Raw genomic sequence first — 22,048 nt, 5'->3', positions numbered from 1 at the left:
TTGGAAGCCCTGTGAACCACCAACTGCCCCCCGGGTTGACCGCCACCGCCGTGGTGGCGGCGTCGAGCGCCAACCTCGGGCCCGGTTTCGACAGCATGGGCGTCGCGTTGAGCCTGTACGACGAGATCATCGTCGAGACAACCGAATCCGGGCTCGTCGTCGAGGTCGAGGGGCAGGGCGCCGGCCAGGTGCCGCTGGACGGTTCACATCTGGTGGTCCGCGCCATCGAACGCGGCCTGGTCGCGACGGGAACCGTCGCCGGCGGGCTACGGGTGCGGTGCCGCAACGACATCCCGCACTCCCGCGGGTTGGGATCGTCGGCCGCGGCCGTCGTCGGCGGACTTGCTGCGGCCAACGGGCTTGCCGCGCAAGCTGATTGCCCGATGATGACCGAAGACGAGATGGTGCAGATCTCCTCGGAGTTCGAGGGGCATCCCGACAACGCGGCGGCCGCGGTGCTCGGCGGTGCGGTGGTGTCCTGGACCGAGGTGTGCGGGTCGTCCCGGCGCTACGCGGCAGCGCCCATCCGTCTGCACCCGGACATCAACCTGTTCGCCGCCGTTCCTCAGGTGCGTTCCTCGACCGCCGAGACCCGGGCGGTGCTGCCCGACCAGGTCAGCCACACCGATGCGCGGTTCAACCTGAGCCGCTCGGCGCTGCTGGTGGTCGCGCTGACCCAACGCCCCGACCTGTTGATGGCCGCCACCGAGGATGTGCTGCATCAACCGCAGCGCGCCTCGGCGATGCCCGCCTCCGCGGAATACCTGACGGTGTTGCGGCGTTGTGGCGTGGCAGCAGTGCTGTCAGGTGCTGGACCTGCGGTTCTGGCGATGAGTACGGACGCCGAGTTGCCGGCCGAAGCTCTCGAGTTCGGCCGGATCAACGGCTTCGCGGTCGACCGGATGTCGGTCGGTGACGGCGTCAGGTGGACCACCGGCGTGACGGTTCACCGGTAACCCACCCACCACGGCGGGGAGTAACACACGCAACATGCGAAGCACGCAGTTTCTTGCTTCCGGCCTCGATGCGGGTTATTCTCGCTCTCGTCCAGCCATCGCAGCGTGTATTACCTGCGCCGACATTAGGACGACCACTCTTCTTCCAGGTCTTCAATTTGTGGACAGACGGTTCGCCGTATTCGGCGAATCCCGGACATCACCGTTGCGATGGCAATGGTGTGACCGTGGCGTTGAGCCCCTCGGCTGAACGCACCGAACCCCCGCGTGACCAGGTCAGCGAGGGAAGAAAGGAAATCCGTGACTGATACGGACCTCTTCACGGCTGGTGGCAGCACCCAGAGCGGCGAGCTGTCGAACCCCGTGACCGCAGACGTCTCCGCCCCCGCCGATGCGGCCCCGTCGTCGCAATCCTCGGCGTCGAGCGCGGAAGGCGCTGCGCCTGCCCGCCGCGGCTCGCTGTCCGGCATGGTGTTGCCGGAACTGCGCGCCCTGGCCAAGGAGATCGGCGTCGAGGGCGCCTCCGGGATGCGCAAGAGCGAACTCGTCGCCGCCATCCGCGAGCGCCGCGGTGACGCCAACGGGACCGCTCAGAGCAAGAAGGCGCCCAGCGCCGAGCAGAGCGCTCCCGCCCCGGAAGCGGGCGGTGAGACGCCGGAGCAGACCGCAGAGACGCAGCGCGCGCCGCAGCGGCGTGAGCGTCGCTCGGCCTCCCGCGAGCAGGGCCAGGCCCAGCCGACCGGTGACAAGCCTGCCGACCGCTCCGAGGACGACAACCAGCGCGGCGACAAGCAGCAGGACAACGGGCAGCAGGCCAAGGGTGGCGACAAGCCGGCTCGCACCGAGAAGTCCGAGCCGTCGGACAAGTCCGACGCGCCCGACCGGGACCGCAACAGGCGCGACAACCAGGGCGCCAAGTCCGACCGGCCCGACCGGCCCGACAAGGGCGGCGGCGGCAACGACCAGCAGGGCAACGACCAGCAGGGCGGCGGCCAGAACCGCGGCAACAACAGCAATAACAACAACAGCAACAACAACAATGACGACGACGGCGACGGCCGCGGCGGCCGGCGTGGGCGTCGGTTCCGTGACCGTCGACGCCGCGAGCGCGGCGGCGACGGGGGCGGCGGCGGTGAACGCGACACCGAGTTGCGCGACGACGACGTCGTGCAGCCCGTCGCCGGGATCCTCGACGTGCTGGACAACTACGCGTTCGTGCGTACGTCCGGCTACCTCGCCGGCCCGAACGACGTCTACGTGTCGATGAACATGGTGCGCAAGAACGGCTTGCGCCGCGGCGACGCCATCACCGGCGCGGTCCGGGTTCCCAAAGAGGGTGAGCAGAACAACCAGCGGCAGAAGTTCAACCCGCTGGTGCGCATCGACAGCGTCAACGGCGGGTCGGTCGAGGACGCCAAGCAGCGTCCCGAGTTCAGCAAGCTCACCCCGCTGTACCCGAATCAGCGGCTGCGGCTGGAGACCAGCTCCGACCGGCTGACCACCCGTGTCATCGACCTGATCATGCCGATCGGCAAGGGTCAGCGCGCCCTGATCGTGTCGCCGCCGAAGGCCGGTAAGACGACGATCATGCAGGACATCGCCAACGCGATCACCCGCAACAACCCGGAATGCCACCTGATGGTGGTGCTGGTCGACGAACGACCCGAAGAGGTCACCGACATGCAGCGTTCGGTCAAGGGTGAGGTCATCGCCTCCACCTTCGACCGGCCGCCGTCCGACCACACCCAGGCCGCCGAGCTGGCGATCGAGCGCGCCAAGCGCCTGGTCGAGCAGGGCAAGGACGTCGTGGTGCTGCTGGACTCGATCACCCGGCTGGGCCGCGCCTACAACAACGCCTCCCCGGCGTCGGGCCGCATCCTGTCCGGTGGTGTCGATTCCACCGCGCTCTACCCGCCCAAGCGGTTCCTGGGCGCGGCACGCAACATCGAAGAGGGTGGTTCGCTGACGATCATCGCGACCGCGATGGTCGAGACCGGCTCCACCGGTGACACGGTCATCTTCGAGGAGTTCAAGGGCACCGGCAACGCCGAGCTCAAGCTCGACCGCAAGATCGCCGAGCGCCGGGTGTTCCCGGCCGTCGACGTCAACCCGTCGGGCACCCGCAAGGACGAGCTGCTGCTCTCGCCCGACGAGTTCGCCATCGTGCACAAGCTGCGCCGGGTGATGTCGGGTCTGGACCCGCACCAGGCCATCGACCTGCTGATGAGCCAGCTGCGCAAGACCAAGAACAACTATGAGTTCCTGGTCCAGGTGTCCAAGAACACCCCCGGCGGCGACACCGACTGAGCGATCCCGGGGTCGTTGTCGGCGCTGCGTGCAGTCGCCGGGATCGACATCACCGGTAGGGGTCGGTGACCGTGCGCAGCGCGATCAGCGCGTCCCGCAGGCCGCGATACGCGGTGTCACCGAGGTGGCGCCGCCATTCCTGTTCGACTTCGGCGACCTCTGCCGCGGCGGCCGAGCACGCGGTGAGGCCCCGCTCGCTCAGTGTCACCAGTCGGGCGCGGGCGTCAGACGGGTCCGGCCGGCGCATGACGTAGCCCGCGCGTTCCAGCTGGTCGACCAGCGCGCCCGCGGTCTGTTTCGTCACCCTCGCCTGCTCGGCCAGGTCGGTCAGCCGCATGCCGGCGGGATCGAGGCGCTGCATCAGGCGCGACTGGGCGCTGGTGATGTCGTCGAGGCCCGCCTCGGCCAGCGCCGCCATCACCCGGCTCTCCACATCGCGATGGGCGACGAACATCAGCACCGGTGTGCTCGGCTGGTCCTCCATCCCTTGAATGTAGTACGAATACCTGACTATATTTAGTCAGTTCTTCGTACCAGTGGAGGCGCTATGGACACCGGCACCGTGTGGCGGCACATCGACACCCAGCGCGGGGAACTCGCCGATCTCCTCGAGGACCTCGACGCCGCCGACCCCGACTGCTGGCAGACCCCGTCGCTGTGCACCGGATGGACGGTGCGTCACGTCGCGGCCCATCTGACCCATGCCGCGCTGCCGATGCCGCGCATGCTCGTTGAAGCCGCGCGCAGCGGCTTCCGGTTCGACGCCCTGGTCAACCGGATGGCCGTCGCGGACCACCGGCCGGCGTCCGAGATCGCCGCCAACCTGCGCGGTGTCGTCGGCTCGCGCCGTCATCCACCGGGCACCACCGCGCAGGACCCGCTGACCGATGTGCTGGTGCATACCCAGGACATCTGCATTCCGCTGGGCATCGACCGGCCGATGCCGGCCGCGGCGGCTGTCGTCGCCGCGCACCGGGTGTGGCAGCGCGGCTTTCCGTTCCACGCGCGACGCCGGTTCGCCGGAGTGCGGCTGGTCGCTTCCGATGCCGACTTCGCCGTCGGGCAGGGGCGTGTGCTCGAGATGCCGATCCGCGAGCTGCTCCTGCTGCTCACCGGTCGCCCGGTCGAGGCGGCCGAACGGCTCAGCTGACCCCGGGGTCGCAGCGAAGCCCCGCGACGATGTAGCGCCGGGCATGGCGCAACAGCGATTCGTGATCGTCGATGTCACAGCGCTCGCCCGGCACGGTGGCCAGGCTCATCGTGATGCGGGCGATCCATTCGGCGGCTTCGGCGCAGTCGGTGTCAGGATGGATCTCGCCGCGGTCCACGGCGGCCTGCAGGTAGGGCGTCCAGAACGCCGCGATCTCGGGGATCAGCCCGCGCATGCCGAGTCCCACGCAGGCCGCGAACGCCTCGGGCTCCTCCTGGCGCAGCTTGAGCACCAGGGCGCCGGGCGTCTCCGACTCCTGGCGGGCGAGCACCACCCCGACGGCGATCTGCTGATCGAGACTGCTCACCGCGTCGAGCCTGGTCCGGGATTCGGTCCAGAACGCGTCGTTGAGCCGGACGATCGCGGCACCGAGCAGTTCGGATTTGTCGGGAAAGTGGCGGTACAGCCAGCCGCGGCTGACCCCGGCGACCTCGGCCACCTCGGAGACCGTCGTGGCGCGGATGCCCTTGGCGGTCAGGCATTGTTCGGCCGCATCGATCAGCCGGTCGCGGACGGATCTCGTCTCGGGCTTCGCCTCCGATGTGGCCACGGTGTCGACGCTCACCGATTTATCTTCGCAGACGGCCGGGGTTCGGTGGGGCGATGCCGGGTGCGGGCGGGTCGACAGTTGACACATGCAAGAATTTGTTCACCTGCGGGAAGGGTGATGAAGTGGCGGAAACCGTTCAACAGCTGCTGCGAGAACTGCGCGACAACGACGAGATCGCCGACAGGGTCGCGGTGAAGTGCGGCGCACAGACCTGGACGTGGCGCGAGCACCTCGACGAGGCCGCCCGTCAGGCAGCCGCACTGATCGGCATCGCCGATCCCGACCGCCCGTTGCACGTCGGCGTTCTCCTCGGCAACACCCCGGACATGCTCACCGCGATGGCCGCGGCCGGGCTCGGCGGGTACGTCGTCTGCGGCATCAACAACACCCGCCGCGGCGCCGCGCTGGCCCGCGACATCGTGCGCGCCGACTGCCAGATTCTGCTCACCGACCCCGCGCACGTCGGCCTGCTCGACGGGCTGGAGTTGCCCGGCGTGCGGGTGCTGCTCGTGGGCGGCCCCGACTGGGAGGACCTGACCGCTCCCGCGAAGGGCGAACTGAGACCGCATCGCGAGGTCGCGGCCACCGACACGTTCATGCTGATCTTCACCTCCGGGACCAGCGGCGACCCGAAAGCCGTCAAGGTCATGCATGCGATGGTGCTGCTCGCCGGCGCGGCGCTGGTTGCCCGCTTCGAACTGTCCGGCGAGGACGTCTGCTACCTGTCGATGCCGCTGTTCCATTCCAACGGAGTGCTGGCCGGCTGGTCGGTGGCCTTGAACGCCGGCGCGTCGATGGCTCCCGCCCAGTTCACCGCGTCGCGGTTCATCGACGACGTGCGCGCCTACGGCGTCACATACATGAACTACGTGGGCAAGCCGCTGGCCTACATCCTCGCCAGCCCCGAGCGGCCCGACGACCACGACAACCCGCTTCGCGTCGCGTTCGGCAACGAGGCCAGCGACCGTGACATCGCCGAATTCGGCAGACGCTTCGGCTGCACGGTGTGGGACGGCTTCGGCTCGACCGAGAACGCGGTCACCGTCACGCGCGAGGAGGGGTGCCCGCCCGGTTCCATCGGCAAGGGCTTCCCCGGGGTGGCGATCTACGACCCCGACACTGTGTCCGAATGTGCAGTCGCCCGGTTCGATGCGCACGGCCAACTGATCAACCCCGACGAGGCCATCGGAGAACTGGTCAACACCGAGGGTTCCGGCATGTTCGCCGGGTACTACAACGATCCCGGTGCCACCGGCGAGCGGATGCGCAACGGCATGTTCTGGTCCGGCGATCTCGCCTACCGCGACGCCGCCGGCTGGATCTACCTGGCCGGCCGCACCGCGGACTGGATGCGGGTGGACGGCGAGAACATGACTGCGGCGCCCATCGAGCGCATCCTGATCCGGCTACCCGCCATCAGCCAGGTCGCCGTCTATCCCGTTCCCGATGAGCTCGTCGGCGATCAGGTGATGGCGGCGATCGTCCTGCAGGACGACGCCACGTTGAGTCCCGAACAGTTCACGGACTTCCTCGCCGCGCAACCGGACCTGTCCCCGAAGGCGTGGCCGCGATACGTCTGGATCGCCGAACAGCTACCCAGTACCGCGACGAACAAGGTGCTCAAACGAGAACTCGTGTCGATGGGCACCGACCCCGCCGGTCGGCTGCTGTGGCGGCGTGGAGGGCAGGCCTACGTCCAGTCCGATCGCCAGGAATAGCCTCCGCCGCGTGCGCGTTTAGGCTACTGGCGGCTGACCTGGCATAATCGCACCAGGCATCTGGCCCCAGGGCCGGAACGTCACGACCTCGGTCCCGGTTCACGCCGCACACTCCTTTCCGGTCCATTCGGCCGGGGGAGGGCGACCCGGGGCCCCCGATGGAAGAGGAAGCCATGCAATCGGGTATCCACCCTGACTACGTAGACACGACCGTGCTGTGCGGCTGTGGTGCCAGCTTCACCACCCGCAGCACCAAGAAGAGCGGGCAGATCACCGTTGAGGTGTGCTCGCAGTGCCACCCGTTCTACACCGGCAAGCAGAAGATCCTCGACAGCGGCGGCCGCGTTGCCCGCTTCGAGAAGCGCTACGGCAAGCGCGCCAAGGCTGCCGACAAGTAGCCCTCCGATCGGCGCCCGTCTGCTGCACTGCGCAGGCGGGCGCCGTTTCGTGGATCGGAGCTGATCGCAGAACCCGAGAACGGCCGAAGGAGGCGAGATGACCGATATCGCACCCGCGATCGAGGCCATCCTCGCCGAGCACGCTGATCTCGAGCGCCAACTGTCCGATCCCGAGCTACACGCCGATCCGGTCGCCGCTCGCAAGGCCGGCCGCCGGTTTTCGCAGCTGACCCCCATCGTCACCACCTACCGCAAGCTCGAGACCGCCCGCGGCGATCTCGACGCGGCCCGCGAACTCGCCGCCGACGACGACTCCTTCGCCGCCGAGGTCGACGAGTTGTCCGAGACCGTCGCAGCGCTCGACGCGCGCCTGACCGATCTGCTGGCACCGCGCGATCCGCACGACGCCGACGACATCGTGCTCGAGGTCAAGTCCGGCGAGGGCGGCGAGGAATCGGCGCTGTTCGCCGCGGACCTGGCCCGGATGTACATCCGCTACGCCGAACGGCACGGCTGGACCGTGACGGTTCTCGACGAGACGACCTCGGACCTGGGCGGCTACAAGGACGCCACGCTGTCGATCACCAGCAAGGGCGACTCCGCCGACGGGGTGTGGTCGCGGCTCAAGTTCGAGGGCGGCGTGCACCGGGTGCAACGCGTACCGGTCACCGAATCTCAGGGCCGCGTGCACACGTCGGCGGCCGGCGTGCTGGTCTATCCGGAGCCCGAGGAGGTCGAGCAGGTCCAGATCGACGAATCCGACCTGCGCATCGACGTCTATCGCAGCTCGGGTAAGGGCGGCCAGGGCGTGAACACCACCGACTCCGCGGTCCGGATCACGCATCTGCCCACCGGGATCGTCGTCACCTGCCAGAACGAACGCTCGCAGCTGCAGAACAAGGCCCGCGCCCTGCAGGTGCTCGCCGCGCGGCTCCAGGCGATGGCCGAGGAGCAGGCGCAGGCCGACGCGTCGGCCGACCGGGCCAGCCAGATTCGCACCGTGGACCGCAGCGAGCGCATCCGGACCTACAACTTCCCGGAGAACCGGATCGCCGATCACCGCATCAACTACAAGTCGCACAACCTCGACCAGGTGCTCGACGGTGACCTGGACCCGCTGTTCGACGCGTTGGCCGCCGCCGACAAACAGGCTCGGTTGCAGAGCACGTGAGCGTGGCCGAGCGGCCGGTGACGATGCGCCGGCTGATCGACGCCGCGACGGAGACCTTGGCCGCCGCCGGCGTCGCCTCGCCACGGGTCGACGCCGAACTGCTGGCCGCCCACGTCGCCGGCACCGACCGCAGTCGGTTGGCGTTCACCGACCCCTGGCCGGGGTTCGCCGATCGCTATCACGAGCTGATCGCTTCCCGCGCCGCGCGGAGACCGCTGCAACACCTGACCGGAAACGCTCCGTTCGGCCCCGTCACCGTCTCGGTCGGCCCGGGCGTGTTCATCCCGCGGCCGGAAACCGAGTCGATGCTGGAATGGGCGCTGGCCCAGCCCTTGCCCGACCGGCCGGTGATCGTCGACCTGTGCACGGGGTCGGGGGCGCTGGCCATCGCCTTGGCGAGCGAGCGGCCGTCAGCGCAGGTCATCGCGGTCGACGATGACGAGGAGGCGCTGACGTACGCCCGGCGCAACGCGGCCGGGACGTCGGTGCAGCTGCGGTGCGCCGATGTCACCCGCCCGGGTGTGCTGAGCGACCTCGACGGCACCGTCGACCTGCTGGTCGCCAACCCGCCCTACATTCCGCTCGGTGCAGAGCTGTCTCCCGAGGTGGCCGAACACGATCCGGCCCACGCCCTGTACGGCGGCCGCGACGGCATGGCCGTGATCGATCCGCTGGCCGGTCTGGCGGCCCGGCTGGTGCGTTCGGGCGGCCGGTGCGCCATCGAACACGACGACACCACGTCGGCACGCACCGCCGACGCGTTGCTGTCCACCCGGCGGTTCGTCGAGGTCAACGCCCGACACGACCTGTCCGGACGACCCCGATTCGTGACCGCGGTACGCGGCGGGTGAGAGGCTGGTTTTCGTGACCGATTTGTTCGACTGCACCGACCCGGGGGAGCGCGAAACCGGTATCGCCGCAGCGATCAGCGCCCTGAAGGGTGGCCGGTTGGTGGTGATGCCCACCGACACCGTCTACGGCATCGGCGCCGACGCGTTCGACGGCAGCGCCGTGGCCGCGCTACTGGCGGCCAAGGGCAGGGGCCGGGACATGCCGGTGCCGGTCCTGGTCGGGTCGTGGCACACGATCCAGGGCCTGGTCTACACCGTGCCCAACAGCGCCAAAGAACTCATCCGCGCGTTCTGGCCGGGGGCACTGAGCCTGGTGGTCCGGCAGGCCCCGTCCCTGGCGTGGGACCTCGGCGACGCCAATGGCACGGTGATGCTGCGGATGCCACTGCACCCGGTGGCCATCGAACTGCTGCGCGCGGTCGGCCCGATGGCGGTCTCGAGCGCCAACATCTCCGGGCGGCCGGCGGCGGTCACCGCCGACCAGGCCCGCGACCAACTCGGCGACCTGGTCGACGTCTACCTCGACGGCGGACCCGCCGAGCAGCAGTCCGCCTCCACGATCGTCGACCTCACCGGCGCGCACCCGCGGGTGCTGCGACAGGGCCCGGTGACAGTCGAGGCGATCGCGTCGGTGCTGGGCGTCGACGCCGAGAGCCTGACAGACGCCCCCGAGCAGCCGGCAGACCAGGCCTGACTCTGGTGGCACACGGTGCAGCGGTGATCGCGGCGGCCCAGCAGGCCGAGAGTCTTCTCGTGCTGGCCGAGCGCCCCAGCCCGCTCGCCTTCTCCGGGCACGAAACCCTGCTGGCACTGTCCGATCGCGGCGCCGGTGTCCCACTGCGCGAGTTGGCGCTGGTCGGCCTCACCGCGGCCGTCATCACCTATCTGGCCACCGGCTTCGTGCGCGTGCTGGCGACGAAGTGGGGCGCGGTGGCCTACCCGCGGGAACGCGACGTGCACCTGCAGCCGACCCCGCGGATGGGCGGGCTGGCGATGTACCTCGGCGTGGTGGCCGCGGTACTGCTGGCCTCGCAACTGCCCGCGCTCACTCGCGGGTTCGTCTACTCCTCGGGCATGCCCGCGGTCGTGGTCGCCGGAGGGCTGATCATGCTCGTCGGCCTGATCGACGACCGGTGGGGGCTGGACGCACTGACGAAGTTCGCGGGCCAGATCACCGCCGCCAGTGTGCTGGTCACCATGGGTGTGGCCTGGAGTGTGCTCTACATCCCGATCGGCGGGGTGGGCACCATCGTGCTCGACCAGGTCGCGTCGATCCTGCTCACCCTCGCGCTGACCGTGGCCATCGTCAACGCGATGAACTTCGTCGACGGGCTCGACGGCCTGGCCGCGGGGCTGGGGCTGATCACCGCATCGGCGATCTGCCTGTTCTCGGTCGGTCTGCTGCGCGACCACGGCGGAGACGTGCTGTTCTACCCGCCCGCGGTGATCTCGGTGGTGCTGGCCGGCGCCTGCCTCGGCTTCCTGCCCCACAACTTCCACAAAGCCCGGATCTTCATGGGTGACTCGGGCTCGATGCTGATCGGGCTGATGCTGGCCGCCGCGTCCACCACCGCCGCGGGGCCCATCTCGCAGACCGCGTACGGGGTGCGCGACGTCTTCGCACTGTTGTCGCCGTTCCTGCTCGTCGTGGCCGTGATGTTCGTCCCGGCGCTGGACATGCTGCTGGCCATCATCCGCCGCACCCGCGCCGGCCTGAGCCCGTTCAGCCCGGACAAGATGCATCTGCACCACCGATTGCTCGAGATCGGGCACTCCCACCGCCGCGTGGTGCTACTGATCTACCTGTGGGTGGGCATCGTTGCGCTGGGGGCCGCCAGCACCATTTTCTTCGATCCGCGGGACACCGCCGCGGTGATGGGTGCCGCCATCCTGGTCGCCGTCGTGGTGACGCTGATCCCGCTCCTGCGGCGCAGGAATGCTGCCGGCGAGGCCACTTCGCAAAGCGTATACGACAGGTAGTAGTAGGCCCTCTTTTGTGGCCTCGACCATATGTTAGGGTGCTCTCAGAACCCGAAGAACCTCGCGGGTTGCCGGCCCTCCGGCCCGTTCGGCGCCACCGTTTCAGCGGCGGACGGAATGGACCAACGACCGACAGTTTGACCGATCACAGGAGCTACCCCTTGGGTGATTCCGGCGCGTCTGCCGCCCTCCGATACGCTACGGGCGCCACGCACAGGAACCATCCAGGACGGCTTCGGTGAATGATGCTTGACCGCGGGATTGAGGTGAGTCAGTGACGACGCCAGCGCAGGACGCGCCGTTGGTGTTGCCATCCATAGCTTTCAGGCCGTTGCGACTCTTCGTGATCTGCGTGGTGTTGGCCGGACTGGGCACCCTGGGCGCGGCTCTTCTCGGTCACGTCATGGTGGGGGTCTTCTTCGGCATCGGCCTGGGGCTCGGCCTGATCAACGCGGTGCTGGTGCGCCGCTCGGTCACCAAGATCACCGCCAAGGAACATCCACTCAAGAGCGCCATGGCGCTGAACTCGGCCGCCCGACTGATGGTGCTCTCGGTGATCGGCCTGGCCATCGCGTTCGTCTTCCGGCCGCAGGGGCTCGGGGTGGTGTTCGGGATGGCGCTGTTCCAGATGCTTTTGGTGTTCTCCACCACCCTGCCCGTCGCCCGCAAACTGCGGTCCGGGGCAGCAACCCAAGGCCGTGACGGTGCTGAAGGAGATGCGAGCTAGCAATGACGGACATCAATGTCGTTGACCCGGCACAGCCGGTGACGATCCTGGCCGCCGAGTCCGGGATCCACGTCGGCGTGCACACCGAGGCCAACTGGTTCGGTCTGACCGTCAACACCGACACGCTGCTCTCGACGTCGATCGCCGCGGTCATCGTCCTGGCGCTGGCCTTCTACCTCCGCTCCAAGGTGACCGCCTCCGGCGTGCCCAGCGGTGTGCAGTTGTTCTGGGAAGCCATCACCGTGCAGACCCGCAACCAGATCGAGAGCGCGATCGGGATGAAGATCGCGCCGTTCGTCCTGCCGCTGGCGGTCACGCTGTTCGTGTTCATCCTGGTGGCGAACTGGCTGTCGGTGTTCCCGTGGCAGTACCGCGACGAGACCGGAATCCACGAGTTCCTCAAACCGGCAGCCGCCGACATCAACTTCGTACTGGCGCTGGGCCTGTTCGTGTTCATCTGCTACCACGCTGCGGGCTTCTGGCGCCGCGGCGCGGTCGGCCACCCGATCAAGCTCGTCAAGGGGCACGTCGCTTTCCTCGCGCCGATCAACATCGTCGAGGAGCTCGCCAAGCCGATCTCGTTGTCCCTCCGACTTTTCGGCAACGTCTTCGCCGGCGGCATCATGGTGACGATCATCGCGCTGTTCCCGGCCTACATCATGTGGGCGCCCAACGCGCTGTGGAAGTCGTTCGAGCTGTTCATCGGCGCCATCCAGGCCTTCATCTTCGCGCTGCTGACGATCCTGTACTTCGGGCAGTCGATGGAGCTCGAAGACGAACATCACTGAGGTTTCACGAGACAGCTTCACCAGACATTGTGACCAACCAGCTCCAACCAACCTGATCGACTCAACCCAGACCTGGTAGGGACGCCCTGCCAGTTAGCAAGGAGGAAAGAAATGGATCCCACGATCGCTGCCGGCGCACTCATCGGCGGTGGACTTCTGCTGGGCGGCGGCGCCATCGGCGCAGCCATCGGCGACGGTGTCGTCGGTAGCGCGCTGGTCGAAGGCGTGGCCCGCCAGCCTGAGGCCCAGGGCCGGCTGTTCGTGCCGTTCTTCATCACCGTCGGTCTGGTGGAGGCCATGTACTTCATCAACCTGGCGTTCATGGCGCTGTTCGTCTTCGCCACCCCGGTCGCGTAGTCGGACTGGAGAGTCATGGGTGACCTGAGCATCACTGTCCTCGCCGCGGAGGAAGGCGGGCAGAACAACTTCCTGCTGCCCAACGGCACATTCATCTTCGTGCTGCTGATCTTCCTGATCGTGCTGGGTGTCATCGCCAAGTTCGTGGTGCCTCCGATCAGCGCGGTGTTGCACGAGCGTGAAGCGATGGTCGCCAAGACGGAGCAGGACAACCGCAAGTCGGCCGAACTGCTCGCCGCCGCGCACGGCGACTCGGCGAAGGTGATGGGCGAGGCGCGTCGAGAAGCCTCGTCCATCCGCGACGAGGCGCGCGGCGAAGGCCGGCAGATCCTCGAAGACATGCGAGCGCGTGCCAACGAGGAGGCCACCGCCGCGGTGCAGAAAACCAACGAGGAACTGTCCCGGCAGGGTCGGCAGACCGCCGACGAGCTGCGGTCGTCGATCGAGACGCTGTCCGAGACGCTGGCCAGCCGGGTGCTCGGGGTCGACGTCACACGCTCCGGCCCTGCCGAGACGACGAGCCAGGGACGGTAGGCATGTCGACATTCATCGGTCAGTTCATCGGGTTCGTGGTCATCGTGTTCCTGGTGGTGCGCTATGTGGTGCCACCGGTGCGGAACATGATGCGCACGCAGCAGGACAACGTCCGCCAGCAGCTGGAGGACAGTTCCGCTGCGGCGGAGAAGGTGGCACGCGCCGACGAGAAGCACGCCGAAGCGGTCGCCGAAGCTGAGGCCGAGGCGAAGCGGGTGGTCGAGGAGGCTCGCGCAGACGCCGAGAAGATCTCCGCTCAGCTTCGGGAGCAGGCCGACGCCGACGTCGAGCGCATCAAGGTCCAGGGTGCCGCGCAGATGGAACTGTTGCGTCAGCAGCTGATCCGCGAGCTCCGCCAGGAACTGGGCACCGAATCGGTGAACCGGGCGCGGGATCTCGTGCAGCAGCACGTCTCCGACGACTCGAATCGTGCTGCGACGGTGGACCGGTTCCTCGACGAACTCGACGCGATGGCGCCCTCGGAGGCCAACGTCGCAGACAGTGCCGGAGCCAAGATGCGGGCCACCAGCCGCGAGGCGATGGAGGTCGTGGTCTCGCGGTTCGATGAGCAGACCACCGACGTGCCCGCCGACGGCCTCACGTCGCTGGCCGACGATCTGGTTTCGGTGGCCGAGCTGCTGCGGTCCCAGCCGGTGCTCGGCAAGCATCTGGCCGAGCCCACGGACAGCGGCGAAGCCAAGAGCGGACTGGCTGAGGCACTGTTGTCGGGCAAGGTGTCCGACACCGCGCTCGAGTTGGTCAAAACCGCGGTGGCACAGCGCTGGTCCACCGAGGATGACCTGGCCTACGCGATCCGCTACCTCGCCCGCCTGGCACTGCTGGTGCGCGCCGAGCGCAACGACGAGGCCGGTGAGGTCGAAGAGCAGCTCTTCCGATTCAGCCGGATTCTCGACGGTGAGTCCCAGCTGAGCGCCCTGTTGAGCGACTACACCACGCCCGCCGAAGGCCGAATCGGGTTGCTGGACAAGCTTCTCGGGAACAAGGCCAACGGCACCACGAAGGCATTGCTGGCCCAGACCGTCGAGCTGCTGCACGGCGAGCGGGCCGACGAGGCGGTGCGAGACCTTGCCGAGCTGGCGGTCTCACGCCGCGGCGAGGTGGTCGCACACATCACCGCCGCCGCCGAGCTCAGCGACGCCCAGCGCACCCGCCTCACCGAGGTGCTCACCCGCATCTACAGCCATCCGGTGTCGGTGCAGCTGCACGTCGACCCCTCCCTGCTCGGCGGTCTCACCGTGACCGTCGGCGACGAGGTCATCGACGGCTCGCTGTCCTCGCGGCTGGCGTCGGCCGAGACCCGGCTGCCCGACTGACCCGAACTCACAGACCCTCTAGAACACCAAAAGGCAGGAAGCGAAAAGCCATGGCAGAGTTGACTATCTCGGCTGCTGACATCCAAGGAGCGATCGAGGACTACGTCTCCTCCTTCTCCGCGGATTCCGATCGCGAAGAGGTCGGCACCGTCATCGACGCCGGTGACGGCATCGCCCACGTCGAGGGTCTGCCCTCGGTGATGACCCAGGAGCTGCTCGAGTTCCCCGGCGGCGTCCTCGGCGTCGCGTTGAACCTCGACGAGCACAGCGTCGGCGCCGTGATCCTCGGTGAGTTCGGCAAGATCGAGGAGGGCCAGCAGGTCAAGCGCACCGGCGAGGTGCTGTCGGTGCCTGTCGGCGACGCATTCCTCGGCCGCGTCATCAACCCCCTCGGTGAGCCGATCGACGGGCAGGGTGACATCGAGTCCAGCGAGCGCCGCGCGCTGGAGCTGCAGGCCCCCTCCGTGGTGCAGCGACAGAGCGTCAGCGAGCCGCTGCAGACCGGTATCAAGGCCATCGACTCGATGACCCCGATCGGCCGCGGTCAGCGCCAGCTGATCATCGGTGACCGCAAGACCGGCAAGACCGCCGTCTGCGTCGACACCATCCTCAACCAGCGCAAGAACTGGGAGACCGGCGACCCCAAGCAGCAGGTGCGCTGCGTCTACGTCGCGATCGGCCAGAAGGGCACCACGATCGCCTCGGTGAAGCGGGCCCTCGAAGAGGGTGGCGCGATGGAGTACACGACCATCGTCGCTGCTCCCGCATCGGACTCCGCCGGCTTCAAATGGCTTGCCCCCTACACCGGCTCGACCATCGGTCAGCACTGGATGTACGACGGCAAGCACGTGCTGATCGTGTTCGACGACCTGACCAAGCAGGCCGACGCCTACCGCGCGATCTCGCTGCTGCTGCGCCGCCCGCCGGGCCGCGAAGCGTTCCCTGGCGACGTGTTCTACCTCCACTCGCGGCTGCTCGAGCGCTGCGCCAAGCTGTCCGACGAACTGGGCGGTGGCTCGCTGACCGGCCTGCCGATCATCGAGACCAAGGCCAACGACATCTCGGCCTTCATCCCGACCAACGTCATCTCGATCACCGACGGCCAGTGCTTCCTGGAGAGCGACCTGTTCAACCAGGGCGTGCGACCGGCCATCAACGTCGGTGTGTCGGTGTCGCGCGTCGGCGGCGCCGCGCAGATCAAGGCGATGAAAGAGGTGGCCGGGTCGCTGCGTCTGGAGCTGTCACAGTTCCGTGAGCTCGAGTCGTTCGCCGCCTTCGCCTCCGACCTGGACGCCGCGTCGAAGGCCCAGCTGGACCGCGGTGCGCGACTGGTGGAGCTGCTCAAGCAGCCGCAGTACACGCCGTACGCCGTCGAGGATCAGGTCGTGTCGATCTTCCTGGGCACCGGTGGGCACCTCGACTCCGTTCCGGTGGAAGACGTCGCGCGCTTCGAGACCGAGCTGCTCGAGCACGTGAAGGCCTCCCACGAAGGCATCATCGACGAGATCCGGGAAACCAAGAAGCTCTCCGAGGAAGCTCAGGACAAGCTGTCCGACGTGATCAACGAGTTCAAGAAGGGCTTCTCCGCCTCGGACGGAAGCTCGGTGGTCAACGAGGCCGAGACCGAGGCCATGGACGAAGAAGACGTCCAGAAGGAGTCGGTCAAGGTCCGTAAGCAGGCCGGGAAGTAGGACCGAGCGCTGAAGGGTCTGGAGAGCTAGATGGCTGCAACACTGCGTGAGCTCCGCGGGCGTATCCGTTCCGCCGGGTCGATCAAGAAGATCACCAAGGCACAGGAACTGATCGCCACCTCGCGGATCGGCAAGGCGCAAGCCCGAGTCGAGGCGGCTCGGCCGTACAGCACCGAGATCACCAACATGCTCACCGAGCTGGCCAGCGCGAGCGCGCTGGATCATCCGCTGCTGGTTCCTCGTGAAGAGGCCAAGCGGGCCGGTGTGCTGGTGGTGTCCTCGGACCGCGGGCTCTGCGGTGCCTACAACGCCAACGTGCTGCGCCAGGCCGAAGAGCTCTTCTCGCTGCTGCGGGAAGAGGGCAAGAACCCGGTGCTGTACGTCGTGGGTCGCAAAGCGTTGGGATACTTCAATTTCCGTCAGCGCACCGTGACCGATTCCTGGACCGGGTTTTCCGAGCGGCCCGACTACGAGCACGCCCGCGACATCGCTGACACGCTCGTGACCGCGTTCATGTCCGGCGCCGACGACGACGGTGACGAGCCGGGCGACGACGGCATCCTCGGCGTGGACGAGCTGCACATCGTGTTCACCGAGTTCAAGTCGATGTTGTCGCAGAGCGCGGTGGCCCGGCGGATCGCGCCGATGGTGGTCGAGTACATCGAGGACGAGCAGCCCGAGGAGGGGCCCCGCACGCTGTTCTCGTTCGAGCCCGATCCGGAGACGCTGTTCGACGCGCTGCTGCCGCGATACGTGGCCACCCGGGTCTATGCGGCCCTGCTGGAGGCGGCGGCCTCGGAGTCGGCGTCGCGACGCCGCGCGATGAAGTCGGCGACCGACAACGCCGACGATCTGATCAAGGCCCTGACGCTGGCCGCCAACCGCGAACGTCAGGCTCAGATCACCCAGGAAATCAGCGAGATCGTCGGCGGCGCCAACGCGCTGGCCGACGCCAAATGACCTTCAGTAGTACGGCCCGTAAGGAAGCGAAGAGAAAATGACTGCAACCGCAGAAGCCAAAGAGACCACGGGTCGCGTGGTTCGCATCACCGGCCCGGTCGTCGACGTCGAGTTCCCGCGCGGCGCCGTACCCGAGCTGTTCAACGCGCTGCACGCCGACATCTCCTACAAGGAGCTGTCCAAGACGCTGACCCTGGAGGTCGCCCAGCACCTCGGCGACAACCTGGTGCGCACCATCTCGATGCAGCCGACCGACGGACTGGTCCGTGGGGTCGAGGTGACCGACACGGGGGCCTCCATCTCGGTGCCCGTCGGTGACGGCGTCAAGGGCCACGTGTTCAACGCTCTCGGCGACTGCCTCGACGAGCCGGGCTACGGCAAGGACTTCGATCACTGGTCGATCCACCGCAAGCCGCCCGCCTTCTCCGAGCTGGAACCCCGCACCGAGATGCTGGAGACCGGTCTGAAGGTCGTCGACCTGCTGACCCCGTACGTGCGCGGTGGCAAGATCGCGCTGTTCGGCGGTGCCGGCGTGGGCAAGACGGTGCTCATCCAGGAGATGATCAACCGCATCGCCCGCAACTTCGGTGGTACTTCGGTGTTCGCCGGCGTGGGTGAGCGCACCCGCGAGGGCAACGACCTCTGGGTCGAGCTCGAAGACGCGAACGTGCTCAAGGACACCGCGCTGGTGTTCGGTCAGATGGACGAGCCGCCGGGCACGCGTATGCGCGTGGCCCTGTCGGCGCTGACGATGGCCGAGTTCTTCCGTGACGAGCAGGGCCAGGACGTGCTGCTGTTCATCGACAACATCTTCCGGTTCACCCAGGCCGGATCCGAGGTGTCGACGCTGCTCGGCCGTATGCCGTCCGCGGTGGGTTACCAGCCCACGCTGGCCGACGAGATGGGCGAGCTCCAGGAGCGCATCACCTCGACCCGTGGTAAGTCGATCACCTCGATGCAGGCCGTGTACGTGCCCGCCGACGACTACACCGACCCGGCGCCGGCGACCACGTTCGCGCACCTCGACGCCACCACCGAGCTTTCCCGCACAGTGTTCTCGAAGGGCATCTTCCCGGCGGTGGACCCGCTGGCGTCGTCCTCGACGATCCTGGACCCGGCGGTGGTCGGCGACGAGCACTACCGCGTCGCCCAGGAAGTCATCCGAATCCTGCAGCGCTACAAGGATTTGCAGGACATCATCGCGATCCTCGGTATCGACGAGCTGGCCGAGGAGGACAAGCAGCTGGTTCAGCGTGCGCGCCGCATCGAGCGCTTCCTGAGCCAGAACATGATGGCGGCCGAGCAGTTCACCGGCCAGCCGGGCTCGACGGTGCCTCTGAAGGAGACCATCGAGGCGTTCGACAAGCTGGCCAAGGGCGACTTCGACCACCTGCCCGAGCAGGCGTTCTTCCTCATCGGCGGCCTCGACGACCTGGCCAAGAAGGCCGAGAGCCTCGGCGCCAAGTTGTGATGAGCGCTCGCGCGAAGAACGGACGAGTGTGATGAGCTCGGCGAGCATCGAGTTCCGAAAGGTGGTGTGACGTGGCGGTTCTCAATCTCGAGATCGTTGCCGTGGAACGCGAGTTGTGGGCCGGGGAGGCGACGTTCCTGTTCACCCGCACCACCGCCGGTGAGATCGGCATCCTGCCCAACCACATCCCGCTCGTCGCGCAGCTCGTCGACGACGCCATGGTCCGGGTCGAGCGGGAGGGCGAAGACGACCTGAGGATCGCCGTCGATGGCGGATTCCTGTCCGTCACCGAAGAGGCGGTCCGGATCCTGGTCGAGAACGCGCAGTTCGAATCCGAGATCAACGCCGACGAGGCCAAACAGGATTCGGAGTCCGACGATCCCAGGACGGCCGCCTGGGGGCGCGCACGTCTGCGCGCCCTGGGGCAGATCGACTAGGAAGCGGCCCGGTGAGCGCGTCCATGCTGTTCATGGTCGCGCTGGTGTGTGTGCTCGCGCTGCTCGTCGCGGCGTTGTTCTACCGCCTCTGGAAGTTGAGGCAGGTCGGAGGAACGGCGGCGATCCTTCGGGACGTTCCGGCCATCGGTGGACACGGTTGGCGGCACGGCGTCATGCGCTACCGGGGAGGCGAGGCCGGTTTCTACCGCTTGTCCAGCATCCGCTGGTGGCCGGATCGGACATTGACCCGGCGAGGGCTGGAAGTCGTCTCCCGCCGCTCGCCGCGCGGGGACGAATTCGACATCATGACCAACGAGATCATCATCCTGGAGTTGCGCGACACCGGGCCCGAACGCGGGCGGGGTTATGAGATCGCACTCGATCGCGGGGCATTGACCGCGTTCACGTCGTGGTTGGAGTCCCGACCGTCCCCGCGGACCCGGCGGCGGAGCTTCTGACCCTGCCGGTCAGCGCTCGGCGTCGTCGACGTCGCGCTGTCCGCCTGGCTGCCAGAGCACATCTCCGTCCGGGTTGGCCGCGCGGGACAAGATGAACAGCAGATCCGAGAGCCTGTTCAGGTACTTCGCGGGCAACACGCTGACCGATTCGCCGTGGGCGTCGACCGCCTGCCACGCCGACCGCTCGGCACGACGCGCCACGGTGCGCGCGACCTGCAGCAGCGCGGACAACGGTGTGCCGCCGGGCAGGATGAACGAGTTCAGCGCGGGCAGATCCTCGTTGAACTCGTCGCACCACGACTCCAAGCGGTCGATGTAGCGCTGTTCGATGCGCAGCGGCGGATATTCGGGTTCCGCCACGACGGGTGTCGACAGATCCGCGCCGGCGTCGAACAGGTCGTTCTGGATCTGCAGAAGCACCTCGCGCACGCGCCCCTCAGGAGAGCCGAGCGCTATCGCGACCCCGATTGCCGCGTTGACCTCGTCACAATCCGCATACGCCGAGAGGCGCAGATCGTTTTTCGACACCCGGCTGAAATCGCTGAGGCCGGTGGTCCCATCGTCGCCGGTACGGGTGTAGATCCGGGTGAGGTGCACAGCCATACTGAAACGCTACGGCACGCCCTGCCGACCGGCGTGGCGGCCTGCGGCTCGGCTGCCTGACATGGCCCGGCGGGCTGTTTACACTAACCGGCGTGAGCGAGCATTTCGTGGTGACCGGTGGCAGCCGGTTATCGGGCGAAGTCGCCGTCGGGGGCGCCAAGAACAGCGTTCTGAAGCTGATGGCGGCTGCGCTGCTCGCCGACGGCACCAGCACGATCACTAATTGCCCCGACATTCTCGACGTTCCGCTGATGGCCGAGGTCCTGCGGGGGTTGGGCGCCAACGTCGAACTCGACGGCGACATCGTGCGCATCACCTCGCCCGACGAGCCCAAATACGACGCGGACTTCGCCGCGGTGCGTCAGTTCCGGGCGTCGGTGTGTGTGCTCGGACCACTGGTGGGCCGGTGTAAGCGGGCCAAGGTCGCCTTGCCCGGCGGCGACGCGATCGGCTCCCGACCGTTGGACATGCACCAGTCGGGTCTGCGGCAGCTCGGGGCGCGGTGCAACATCGAACACGGCTGCGTCGTCGCCGAGGCCGACCACCTGCATGGCGCGGAGATCCAGTTGGAGTTCCCGTCGGTGGGTGCGACCGAGAACATCCTGATGGCCGCGGTGCTGGCCGACGGGGTGACGACGATTCACAACGCGGCACGAGAACCCGACGTGGTCGATCTGTGCACGATGCTCAATCAGATGGGGGCGCAGATCGCGGGCGCTGGTTCGTCGACGTTGACGATCACCGGCGTCGACCGACTCTATCCAACCGAACACCGGGTGATCGGTGACCGCATCGTGGCGGCGACGTGGGGTATCGCGGCCGCGATGACCCGGGGCGACATCTCTGTCACCGGCGTCGACCCGGCTCACCTCCAGCTGGTTCTGCACAAACTGCACGACGCCGGTGCCACCGTCACCCAGAACGACAACGGATTCCGGGTGGTTCAGTACGACCGCCCGAAAGCGGTCAACGTCGCGACGCTCCCGTTCCCCGGCTTCCCGACCGACCTGCAACCGATGGCGATCGGCCTGGCCGCGATCGCCGACGGGACGTCGATGATCACGGAGAACGTGTTCGAGGCCCGGTTCCGGTTCGTCGAGGAGATGATCCGACTCGGCGCCGATGCGCGCACCGACGGTCATCACGCGGTGGTGCGGGGGATACCGCAGCTGTCGAGTGCTCCGGTGTGGTCGTCGGACATCCGGGCCGGCGCCGGGCTGGTGCTGGCGGGATTGGTCGCCGACGGCGACACGGAGGTTCACGATGTCTTCCACATCGATCGCGGCTACCCCCGGTTCGTCGAGAACCTGGTGAGTCTCGGTGCCGAGATCGAACGCGTCGTATAACGCTGCGCGGCACCGAAACAGTCTGTACGCTGGCCATTTGGGCGTTTGCGCGACAGCGCGTAGTATTTCCGCCAGAAGCCAACCGGCCGGGTCCGAACGGAAACGAGCGGACAAATAGGACGGGGCTTGACCTTCCTAGCCAGAGTGATCTAAGCTGGCAGGGTTGCCCGAAACAGGGACATGTTGTTTGAGAACTCAATA

The 22,048-nt window shown here is 67.6% G+C and carries 23 protein-coding genes; 20 read left to right on the top strand and 3 right to left on the bottom strand.

Going from position 1 to position 22,048, the window contains the following annotated elements:
* The first annotated feature begins 11 nt into the window (after window positions 1-11).
* Complete coding sequence (gene thrB, locus J3476_RS12930; RefSeq protein WP_207066857.1) at window positions 12-956, top strand: homoserine kinase; 945 nt, start codon at window positions 12-14, stop codon at window positions 954-956.
* A 300-nt stretch (window positions 957-1,256) separates the two neighbouring features.
* Window positions 1,257-3,263, top strand: coding sequence for a transcription termination factor Rho (gene rho, locus J3476_RS12925; protein WP_207066856.1), 2,007 nt, complete (start codon window positions 1,257-1,259; stop codon window positions 3,261-3,263).
* Window positions 3,264-3,312: 49 nt separating this feature from the next.
* Here rho and J3476_RS12920 read toward each other — a convergent pair whose 3' ends face one another.
* Window positions 3,313-3,747, bottom strand: a complete 435-nt coding sequence (locus J3476_RS12920; protein WP_207066855.1) for a MarR family winged helix-turn-helix transcriptional regulator — start codon at window positions 3,745-3,747, stop codon at window positions 3,313-3,315.
* Between the two features lie 63 nt (window positions 3,748-3,810).
* Between J3476_RS12920 and J3476_RS12915 the strand changes: the two genes are divergently transcribed.
* Complete coding sequence (locus J3476_RS12915; protein WP_207066854.1) at window positions 3,811-4,413, top strand: maleylpyruvate isomerase family mycothiol-dependent enzyme; 603 nt, start codon at window positions 3,811-3,813, stop codon at window positions 4,411-4,413.
* Here the strand turns inward: J3476_RS12915 and J3476_RS12910 are convergent.
* Window positions 4,406-5,038 carry a TetR/AcrR family transcriptional regulator gene (locus J3476_RS12910; RefSeq protein WP_283612729.1) on the bottom strand — a complete coding sequence of 211 codons (633 nt, stop codon included), beginning with the start codon at window positions 5,036-5,038 and terminating at the stop codon, window positions 4,406-4,408. The genes J3476_RS12915 and J3476_RS12910 overlap by 8 nt on opposite strands.
* A 107-nt stretch (window positions 5,039-5,145) precedes the next feature.
* Here J3476_RS12910 and fadD1 point away from each other — a divergent pair, with 107 nt between their 5' ends.
* The 16 genes from fadD1 (at window position 5,146) to J3476_RS12830 (ending at window position 19,898) form a co-directional block, all read left to right on the top strand.
* The gene (gene fadD1, locus J3476_RS12905; RefSeq protein WP_207066852.1) at window positions 5,146-6,741 is read left to right on the top strand and encodes a fatty-acid--CoA ligase FadD1; all 1,596 of its coding nucleotides are present in this window, start codon (window positions 5,146-5,148) and stop codon (window positions 6,739-6,741) included.
* A 173-nt stretch (window positions 6,742-6,914) separates the two neighbouring features.
* Window positions 6,915-7,139 (top strand): 50S ribosomal protein L31, encoded by a 225-nt coding sequence (gene rpmE, locus J3476_RS12900; RefSeq protein ID WP_152518086.1) that lies wholly within the window; start codon window positions 6,915-6,917, stop codon window positions 7,137-7,139.
* A gap of 97 nt (window positions 7,140-7,236) precedes the next feature.
* Complete coding sequence (prfA, locus tag J3476_RS12895) at window positions 7,237-8,310, top strand: peptide chain release factor 1 (RefSeq protein ID WP_207066851.1); 1,074 nt, start codon at window positions 7,237-7,239, stop codon at window positions 8,308-8,310.
* 23 nt (window positions 8,311-8,333) lie between these two features.
* Window positions 8,334-9,161, top strand: coding sequence for a peptide chain release factor N(5)-glutamine methyltransferase (prmC, locus tag J3476_RS12890; protein WP_207066941.1), 828 nt, complete (start codon window positions 8,334-8,336; stop codon window positions 9,159-9,161).
* A 13-nt stretch (window positions 9,162-9,174) separates the two neighbouring features.
* A complete protein-coding gene (locus J3476_RS12885; protein WP_207066850.1) occupies window positions 9,175-9,855 on the top strand; it encodes an L-threonylcarbamoyladenylate synthase in 681 nt (226 codons plus the stop codon).
* Between the two features lie 59 nt (window positions 9,856-9,914).
* Window positions 9,915-11,141, top strand: a complete 1,227-nt coding sequence (locus J3476_RS12880) for a glycosyltransferase family 4 protein (RefSeq protein ID WP_207066940.1) — start codon at window positions 9,915-9,917, stop codon at window positions 11,139-11,141.
* A 274-nt stretch (window positions 11,142-11,415) separates the two neighbouring features.
* Window positions 11,416-11,868, top strand: a complete 453-nt coding sequence (locus tag J3476_RS12875; protein ID WP_152518083.1) for an ATP synthase subunit I — start codon at window positions 11,416-11,418, stop codon at window positions 11,866-11,868.
* A 2-nt stretch (window positions 11,869-11,870) separates the two neighbouring features.
* Window positions 11,871-12,656 carry a F0F1 ATP synthase subunit A gene (atpB, locus tag J3476_RS12870; RefSeq protein ID WP_163677589.1) on the top strand — a complete coding sequence of 262 codons (786 nt, stop codon included), beginning with the start codon at window positions 11,871-11,873 and terminating at the stop codon, window positions 12,654-12,656.
* A gap of 111 nt (window positions 12,657-12,767) precedes the next feature.
* The gene (locus tag J3476_RS12865; protein WP_098006198.1) at window positions 12,768-13,013 is read left to right on the top strand and encodes a F0F1 ATP synthase subunit C; all 246 of its coding nucleotides are present in this window, start codon (window positions 12,768-12,770) and stop codon (window positions 13,011-13,013) included.
* Window positions 13,014-13,028: 15 nt separating this feature from the next.
* Entirely contained in the window at window positions 13,029-13,547 is a 519-nt protein-coding gene (locus J3476_RS12860) for a F0F1 ATP synthase subunit B (protein WP_152518081.1), read from the top strand.
* 2 nt (window positions 13,548-13,549) lie between these two features.
* Window positions 13,550-14,881, top strand: a complete 1,332-nt coding sequence (locus tag J3476_RS12855) for a F0F1 ATP synthase subunit B/delta (protein WP_207066849.1) — start codon at window positions 13,550-13,552, stop codon at window positions 14,879-14,881.
* 50 nt (window positions 14,882-14,931) lie between these two features.
* A complete protein-coding gene (gene atpA / locus J3476_RS12850; protein ID WP_152518079.1) occupies window positions 14,932-16,572 on the top strand; it encodes a F0F1 ATP synthase subunit alpha in 1,641 nt (546 codons plus the stop codon).
* A gap of 30 nt (window positions 16,573-16,602) precedes the next feature.
* Window positions 16,603-17,532, top strand: coding sequence for a F0F1 ATP synthase subunit gamma (locus tag J3476_RS12845; RefSeq protein WP_207066848.1), 930 nt, complete (start codon window positions 16,603-16,605; stop codon window positions 17,530-17,532).
* 37 nt (window positions 17,533-17,569) lie between these two features.
* Window positions 17,570-19,003, top strand: a complete 1,434-nt coding sequence (gene atpD / locus J3476_RS12840) for a F0F1 ATP synthase subunit beta (RefSeq protein WP_152518077.1) — start codon at window positions 17,570-17,572, stop codon at window positions 19,001-19,003.
* 71 nt (window positions 19,004-19,074) lie between these two features.
* Complete coding sequence (locus tag J3476_RS12835; RefSeq protein WP_207066847.1) at window positions 19,075-19,440, top strand: F0F1 ATP synthase subunit epsilon; 366 nt, start codon at window positions 19,075-19,077, stop codon at window positions 19,438-19,440.
* An 11-nt stretch (window positions 19,441-19,451) separates the two neighbouring features.
* Window positions 19,452-19,898, top strand: a complete 447-nt coding sequence (locus J3476_RS12830; RefSeq protein ID WP_235682291.1) for a DUF2550 domain-containing protein — start codon at window positions 19,452-19,454, stop codon at window positions 19,896-19,898.
* A gap of 9 nt (window positions 19,899-19,907) precedes the next feature.
* On the opposite strand, the gene J3476_RS12825 is transcribed toward J3476_RS12830, so the two are convergent.
* Window positions 19,908-20,501 (bottom strand): cob(I)yrinic acid a,c-diamide adenosyltransferase, encoded by a 594-nt coding sequence (locus tag J3476_RS12825; protein WP_207066846.1) that lies wholly within the window; start codon window positions 20,499-20,501, stop codon window positions 19,908-19,910.
* Window positions 20,502-20,593: 92 nt separating this feature from the next.
* On the opposite strand from J3476_RS12825, the gene murA reads away from it, so the two are divergent.
* Window positions 20,594-21,847 (top strand): UDP-N-acetylglucosamine 1-carboxyvinyltransferase, encoded by a 1,254-nt coding sequence (murA, locus tag J3476_RS12820; RefSeq protein WP_207066845.1) that lies wholly within the window; start codon window positions 20,594-20,596, stop codon window positions 21,845-21,847.
* Window positions 21,848-22,048: the final 201 nt, after the last annotated feature.

Origin of the sequence: Mycobacterium sp. PO1, assembly GCF_017312405.1 — a bacterium.
Taxonomy (GTDB): Bacteria; Actinomycetota; Actinomycetes; order Mycobacteriales; family Mycobacteriaceae; genus Mycobacterium.
The sequence above is the reverse complement of the archived record's forward strand: the minus strand, read 5'-3'. Positions and strand labels throughout refer to the sequence as shown.